Consider the following 7,744-nt stretch of genomic DNA (forward strand, 5'->3'; position numbering starts at 1 on the left):
ACAAGTTAAACAGATTTTTTGAATATGTTAAAATTATATATTTGAATACTAAAAATTAATATAAATCGATAAAAATGAAAAAAGCATTCAGTTTTCTAGGTATGGCAATTTTAGGAGGAGCACTTACTTTAGGTGGTTATAAAATGCTATTCGATAAAGAACAAATTGTAGAAAGAACCTTAAGCCCAATTGAAACTGTTCGTACAAATTATACACCAACATATAAAAGCACGGGTGCTGTAGAAAGTACAACAGATTTTACTATTGCTGCAGAAAGTACAGTACACGCAGTTGTACACGTAAAAAATACTGCGGTTAGAACACAAGTAAATCCGTGGATTGAAAGATTTTATGGTAGCGGAAGTGGTACTAGAAAATTTGAGCAAGTAGGTACAGGTAGTGGTGTAATTATTTCTCCGGATGGATATATTGTTACCAATAATCACGTAATAGACGGTGCTAGTAATTTAGAAATCACCCTAAACAACCAAAAAAAATATCCTGCAAAATTAATTGGTACAGATGCCGCTAATGATATTGCGCTACTAAAGATTGAAGCTGAGATAGATCTACCTTATGTTCCTTTTGCGGATTCTGATACGATTAAAATAGGTGAATGGGTATTGGCTGTTGGTAACCCCTATAATCTTACATCTACTGTAACGGCAGGAATTGTATCTGCAAAAGGAAGAGATTTAGAAGGTAACAGAAATATAGAATCTTTTATTCAAACAGATGCCGCCGTTAATCCTGGTAACAGTGGAGGAGCTTTGGTGAATACTCGAGGAGAATTAATTGGGATTAACACAGCAATTTCATCTAAAACAGGTTCTTTTATTGGGTATTCTTTCGCGGTGCCGTCTAATATTGCAAAAAAAATAATTGATGATATTTTAGAATTTGGTCAAGTACAGCAAGCAATTTTAGGAATTAATGTTGATGGCGAATATAAAGAAGAAGGTGTAAGAATTGATGCAGTTTCAGATGGAAGTGGAGCCAAGAAAGCAGGTTTGAAAGAAGGAGATATTATAAAGAAAGTTAATAATGTAAAAATTTCTAAGTTTTCTGAACTTAGAGGTCAATTAACAGCAAAAAGACCTGGAGATGAAGTTGTTTTAACTGTAGAAAGAGATGGGGAATTAATCAATAAAAATGTTAAACTTACCAAGAAAGATACTTTTATTTCTAGCAGTATTAACATAATCCTAAAAGACATAACAAAAGCCGAAAAACGTAAATTTAATATTGAAAATGGTGTTAAAATAGTTAGGAATGGTAATAAGAACTTAATTTATTACGGAGTAAAAGAGGGTTTTATCATTACAAAAATTAATAAAAAACCAGTAACCAATGCAGATCAAGTTTCACAATTGTTAGACTCTTCTTTAGGTAAAGGACAACCTTTATATATAGAGGTTATAAATTTAGAAGGAGAAAAAGAAAGATATGTTTTTAGGTATTAATATATTAAAGTAAATATGTAAAGAATCCCGGTTTTTAATCGGGATTTTTTTTATTTTAAAAATTTTAACGAAATCGATTTCGTATTGTCAAAAAAAGAAATACTTTTGCCGAAAATTAAATTATAGTAACACAACTATGTCAACAAAAGTAAATTACAACGAAGAAGTTTTATCACAAGCCCAAACTAGAAGAGCTACTGTAGAATTTATTAATATCGTAAACGATTTATGGTATGATAAATCTATAGAATTAGTTCTTTTTAGAAACCCGTTAGTAGATAAAAGAGCCAGTGAAGTTTTAAACTTAATTGAATACGCTAAAGAATTTGTTAGCAAACCAATTTCAATTTTAGATGCATTAGATATTGCAAAAGCGATTCAGCAAATAGAATTACCATCATCAAAATTAGATATTGGTAAATTGGCATACGAATGTTATTTGGGTGCTAAAAAAGGAGAAGATAAAGTAGCCTTTGTTCAGAATAAATTAAAAGATGCAACCGTTGCTAAAGACATTCAGCCAAAAGATGTGGTTTTATATGGTTTTGGTAGAATTGGTCGTTTGTTAGCTAGAGAATTAATGACCAAAATGGGTAAAGGTTCTCAATTAAGATTAAGAGCAATTGTTACTCGTGGTGAAATTAACCAAACAGTTTTAGAAAAAAGAGCCTCATTATTAAGTGTAGATTCTGTACATGGTGATTTTTTAGGAACTGTAACTGTAGATACAGAAAATAACGCATTAATTATTAATGGTACAACAGTTTATATGATTTCTGCCAAACAACCAGAAGATATAGATTACACAAAATTTAATATTAATGATGCTTTAATAATAGATAACACAGGTGCATTTAGAGACGAAGCAGCATTAAGTAGACATTTAAAAGCAAAAGGAGCAAGCAAAGTTTTAATTACTGCGCCAGCAAAAGGAGTTCCTAATATTGTACATGGTGTTAATCACAAACAAAACAGTCCAGATAAAGTAGATATTTTTTCTGCAGCTTCTTGTACAACCAATGCAATTACGCCAGTTTTAAGAGTTTTAGAAGACAATTACGGTATTAAAAAAGGACATTTAGAAACAATACATGCATATACTAACGATCAAAATTTAGTAGACAATATGCATAGTAAATACAGAAGAGGAAGAGCAGCTGCTTTAAATATGGTAATTACAGAAACTGGTGCAGGAGCAGCGGTTTCTAAGGCAATACCAGCATTGGCAGGAAAATTAACTTCAAATGCAATTAGAGTTCCGGTACCAAACGGATCTTTAGCTATTTTAAATTTACAATTAAATACTAAAGTTACTAAAGAAGGCGTTAATTCTTTAATTAAGAAATATGCTTTAGAGGGTGATTTAGTAGAGCAAATTAAATATTCTATAGACAACGAATTAGTTTCGTCTGATATAATTGGTACAACTGCACCATCAATTTTTGATAGTAAAGCCACCCTTACAGATGAAGATACAATTGTAATATATGTGTGGTATGATAATGAATACGGTTATTCACATCAAGTAATTCGTTTAGCAAAACACATTGCAAAAGTTAGAAGATTTACATATTATTAAAATACTCTTAGTGCAAATTCATTTAACGAAAGTTAAATGTAAAAGCCCAATACTTTTAAGTTTTGGGCTTTATTTTTTTATAAGAAGCTATTTCCTGCTCTCGCTACTCGCTTTTTTTCATACTTCAAAAAGAGCTCAAACAAATAGCTCCATCAGGGCTAAATTTGTTTGCCAACAAAAGTTTAATCTCAAGCAGTTTTTTTAAGTTTAGTTAAGCAAGGTAATCCCGCTATTTTTGTAGAAACCAAAATCGGATCATCAGTAAATAAATCGAAGAGTTCATTTGTATTCACTATTTCAGTTTTAATAATTGCTTCAATAGAAACCTCTTTTTTTGCTTTATAAAGTTCTTGTATCCAAGAAATAATATCCCAATGAGTATTTGTTAGATTAATATTGTGTTCTTTTGCTATCATTTCTCCAACTTCAATATTCCATTGGTTAAAATTTGTCAAGAATCCATTACCAGATCTGTCGATTTCTAATTTTTTTAGTTTTTGTACATTTTCATTCATAATTCTTAGTTTAAATGATTTTGGGGGGAATTCATTTAAATTCATCTTTTTAACTAATCGATTCTTTATATAATATTTATAAATCGAATAATTCTTTTGCATGATTTTCCCTAAATAAAAAGTTTAATAATTTTTAATAACTGCAATTTTAGATATAATTATTTGGTTAATACAAAGTTAATTAGGTAGTTATGTAAAGAATATAGGTAAATTACCTATTTTGCATAGCAACCTTGTTTATAGTTCTATTTATTATATTATTTTTGATGTTATTCTTGCACACTTCAATTCGAAAGTAAATTTTAAAATTAAAATGACTGTTCAGCAAAAAATAGAAAACCTTAGAGAAGAATTAAATAATCATAATTACAATTATTATGTATTAGATAATGCTACAATTTCAGACTTCGACTTCGATATTAAATTAAAAGAGTTAGAAAAGTTAGAAAAAGAAAACCCTATTTTTTTTGATGCAAACTCGCCTACACAAAGAGTAGGAGGCACAGTTACTAAAAATTTTAAGACAGTTGTTCATAAAAATAGAATGTATTCTTTAGATAATTCGTATTCTAAAGAAGATTTATTAGATTGGGAAAAGCGTATAGAAAAAGTTTTAGGAAGTTCTGATTTAGAATTTACTTGCGAACTTAAATTTGACGGAGCCTCAATAAATTTAACCTACGAAAACGGTAAATTTATAAAAGCGGTAACTCGTGGTGATGGTTTTCAAGGAGATGAAGTAACTAATAATGTAAAAACGATTAGATCTTTACCATTATCAATAAAAAAAGATTTTATTTCTGATTTTGAGATGCGTGGTGAAATTATTCTTCCATTAGACGGATTCAATAAAATGAATGCAGAACGATTAGAAAATGGCGAAGAAGAATATAGAAATCCTAGAAATACCGCAAGCGGAAGTTTAAAATTACAAGACAGTACAGAAGTTGCAAAAAGACCATTAGATTGTTTGTTATATCAAGTGGTAACATCAGAAAGAAAATTTAAAACCCATTTCGAGAGTTTAGAAAATGCAAGAAAGGTTGGTTTTAAAGTTCCGGATACTATAAAGTTAGCAAAGTCTATTGATGAAGTTTTCGAGTTTGTTAATTTCTGGGATGCCAAACGTCATGAATTACCATACGAAACAGACGGAATTGTAATTAAAGTTAACAATCTTCAACAACAAGAAGAATTAGGTTACACAGCAAAAGCGCCACGTTGGGCAATAGCCTATAAATTTAAAGCAGAACAAGTTTCTACAATCTTAGAAGAAATTACATATCAAGTAGGTAGAACAGGCGCGATTACGCCAGTAGCAAATTTACAACCAGTGCAATTAGCAGGTACAACCGTTAAAAGAGCGTCTTTACATAATGCAGATCAAATAGAAAAATTAGATATTCGAGTTAATGATACTGTTTTTGTTGAAAAAGGAGGTGAGATTATTCCGAAAATAATTGAGGTAGATTTTGCTAAACGTCCAGAAAACTCAGAGCCAACTCAATATGCAACACATTGTCCAGAATGTAATACCGAATTAGTAAGAACAGACGGAGATGCCAAACATTATTGCCCTAATCAATTTGGTTGTGCACCACAAATAACAGGCAGAATTCAGCATTTTATCTCTAGAAAAGCAATGGATATTGATGGTCTAGGAGGTGAAACTGTAGATTTATTGCGAAAAGAAGGTTTAATTCAGAACTATGCAGATTTGTATGATTTAAAAGTTGCTCAAATTATTCCTTTAGAAAGAATGGCAGAAAAATCTGCTAAAAATATGATTGACGGAATAGAAAAGTCAAAACAAATTCCGTTTGAAAAAGTTTTATTTGCTTTAGGTATTAGATTTGTAGGAGAAACAGTAGCAAAAAAGTTAGCAAAGCATTTTAAATCTATAGACAACTTAATGTCTGCATCATTAGAAGAATTAATAAATGTAGATGAAATAGGAGATAGAATTGCACAAAGTATTTTAGATTTTTCATCAGATTTAGGTAATATTCAATTAATAGATAGATTAAAATCCTACGGATTACAATTAGAAGTTTCCGCAGAAAGTTTAGAAAATCAAACAGAAATTTTAAAAGATCAAGTTTTTGTAGTTTCTGGTGTATTTCATCAAATGTCTAGAAACGAACTTAAAAAAGCTATTGAAGATAACGGCGGAAAAGTAAGTTCATCAATATCTAAAAAGACAACTTTTGTTGTAGCTGGCGATAATATGGGACCAAGTAAATTAACAAAAGCACAAGATTTAGGAATTTCTATTATTTCAGAACAAGAATTTATAGATAAAATAAGTGAATAAATGTACTTTGGTATTTAATTTGCAGAAGACATAAAGAAATACAAATATCATTTTTTTTTGAAACATTTACTATACATATATATAATGTCTATTTCTATATGCAGTTTTGCACAGAAAAGAGAAGTAGATTCCTTACCCAAAAACTTAGAAGATTACATTTTTGTAAAACCTGGCGATTCTGTAGTAATACAATTAAATGAAATTGCATTGTTACCTAAACATAAATTTACTTCAAGAGAAGATATTCGTTACTATTTGTGGTTTAGAAAAAAAGTTTATAAAGCATATCCTTATGCAAAATTGGCATCTCAAAGATTAGACAGTTTAAATAAACGATTAGAAAAAATAGATTCGAAAAGTAAACGTAGAAAGTATACAAAGTTAGTTCAAAAATATATCGAAGGAGAATTCACAGATCAGATTAAGAAAATGACCACTACAGAAGGTCGAATTCTGATAAAATTAATTCATCGTCAAACAGGCGAAACAGCTTTTAACAATATTAAAGGTTTAAGAAGCGGTTGGAAAGCGTTTTGGTACAATACAACTGCAAATATTTTTAAGTTATCTTTAAAAACTGAATACCATCCAGAGTCTAATAACGAAGATTATTTAATAGAAGACGTATTACAAAGAGCATTTCAAGAATATAAATTAGAAGCTCAAAAGACAAAACTAAACTTCGATTACGTAAAAGTAATAGCATCAAGAAAAGGTAAAATTAATGTAGAAGAATATAAAAAGATGTTTTCTAAGATGCTTAAAAAAAGAAATAAGAAAAAATAATCGATGTATTTTTTGGTGTTACCACGAAAAAAATCGTGGTCGGGCTTTACATTATATCTTTTTATGAGTCTATATTTCTTTAATTAATTAATTTTTTGGATAAAAACTCACTTAATTTTTACTTGCTTATAGGTGATTTACATAAAAAGGATGTCATTTCAATCCCTAACACAGCAAGTTTGCCAGCATTTTTGCATTTATGTAAGCATATACTTGTATGTATTTTCTGTTCCTTATCTTTTAATATGATTATATTAAATCCATAAGATTACACTTAATTATCATTTTTTATAAATCAAATATTAATTTTTGTCTAAAATTTAAAATAATTTATAAATTGTAAGTTGTTGATTTTTAATTAGTTTTACGTTTATGTTAAAAATAGTTTAAAATAACAACAAATTATAGTTGTGTAATTAAAAAGAGGTTGTATGTTTGCACCCGCTAACAAAGAATTATCTTTTTAGTCAAGTTCATTAACGTGTTATCTTTATTTAAAATCCTTGTAAAATAAAAGTAAATTTTAATTAGGATTATAAATAAAAAAGAATGTATCTTTGCAGTCCGATTTTTTCGGAAAAAAGTTAAGGTTTCGGGTTTAGAAATTAATTTAAAAAAAAAGATTTATTTTTTCTTGTTAGATTAGAAATAAGTTTTATATTTGCACCCGCTAAACGAGATAGTAAAAACGTTCAGAGAGATTTTGGAATAACGATAAAAAGTTAGGTAGTTCGATTCTATCATTTCTACAAGATTAAGATTTAAGGTTTGTTTTTAAAGAGCGAGTTTTAATACCTTAAAAGTTCATTGAAAATATTGAAATTGACAGCGTAAACAAAGAGTAGAATAACCACATTATTAATAATGTAAATTCTTTTGAAACTTATTCATTAAAATATTTAAGATATACAATGAAGAGTTTGATCCTGGCTCAGGATGAACGCTAGCGGCAGGCTTAACACATGCAAGTCGAGGGGTAACATTGTGCTTGCACAGATGACGACCGGCGCACGGGTGCGTAACGCGTATAGAACCTACCTTTTACAGAGGGATAGCCTTTAGAAATGAAGATTAATACCTCATAGTA

Annotated in this window: 5 protein-coding genes and 1 rRNA gene; 5 read left to right on the forward strand and 1 reads right to left on the reverse strand. The window is 29.3% G+C overall.

The genetic code is table 11. The features are described 5' to 3' along the window. Positions 1 to 74 precede the first annotated feature (74 nt). Together ACYPV9_RS08675 and ACYPV9_RS08680 are read left to right on the forward strand one after the other, a co-directional pair. A complete protein-coding gene (locus tag ACYPV9_RS08675) occupies positions 75 to 1,463 on the forward strand; it encodes a trypsin-like peptidase domain-containing protein (RefSeq protein WP_299065058.1) in 1,389 nt (462 codons plus the stop codon). Between the two features lie 136 nt (positions 1,464 to 1,599). Then, the gene (locus ACYPV9_RS08680) at positions 1,600 to 3,042 is read left to right on the forward strand and encodes a glyceraldehyde-3-phosphate dehydrogenase (protein ID WP_459743048.1); all 1,443 of its coding nucleotides are present in this window, start codon (positions 1,600 to 1,602) and stop codon (positions 3,040 to 3,042) included. A 188-nt stretch (positions 3,043 to 3,230) separates the two neighbouring features. On the opposite strand, the gene ACYPV9_RS08685 is transcribed toward ACYPV9_RS08680, so the two are convergent. After that, entirely contained in the window at positions 3,231 to 3,557 is a 327-nt protein-coding gene (locus ACYPV9_RS08685) for a TusE/DsrC/DsvC family sulfur relay protein (RefSeq protein ID WP_299065061.1), read from the reverse strand. 313 nt (positions 3,558 to 3,870) lie between these two features. On the opposite strand from ACYPV9_RS08685, the gene ligA reads away from it, so the two are divergent. The 3 genes from ligA to ACYPV9_RS08700 form a co-directional block, all read left to right on the forward strand. After that, a complete protein-coding gene (ligA, locus tag ACYPV9_RS08690) occupies positions 3,871 to 5,871 on the forward strand; it encodes an NAD-dependent DNA ligase LigA (protein ID WP_459743051.1) in 2,001 nt (666 codons plus the stop codon). A gap of 84 nt (positions 5,872 to 5,955) precedes the next feature. After that, positions 5,956 to 6,657, forward strand: a complete 702-nt coding sequence (locus tag ACYPV9_RS08695) for a DUF4294 domain-containing protein (protein ID WP_459743053.1) — start codon at positions 5,956 to 5,958, stop codon at positions 6,655 to 6,657. 908 nt (positions 6,658 to 7,565) lie between these two features. Then, a 16S ribosomal RNA gene (locus tag ACYPV9_RS08700) occupies positions 7,566 to 7,744 on the forward strand; the annotation flags it as partial.

The organism is Polaribacter sp. OB-PA-B3, from assembly GCF_054589375.1.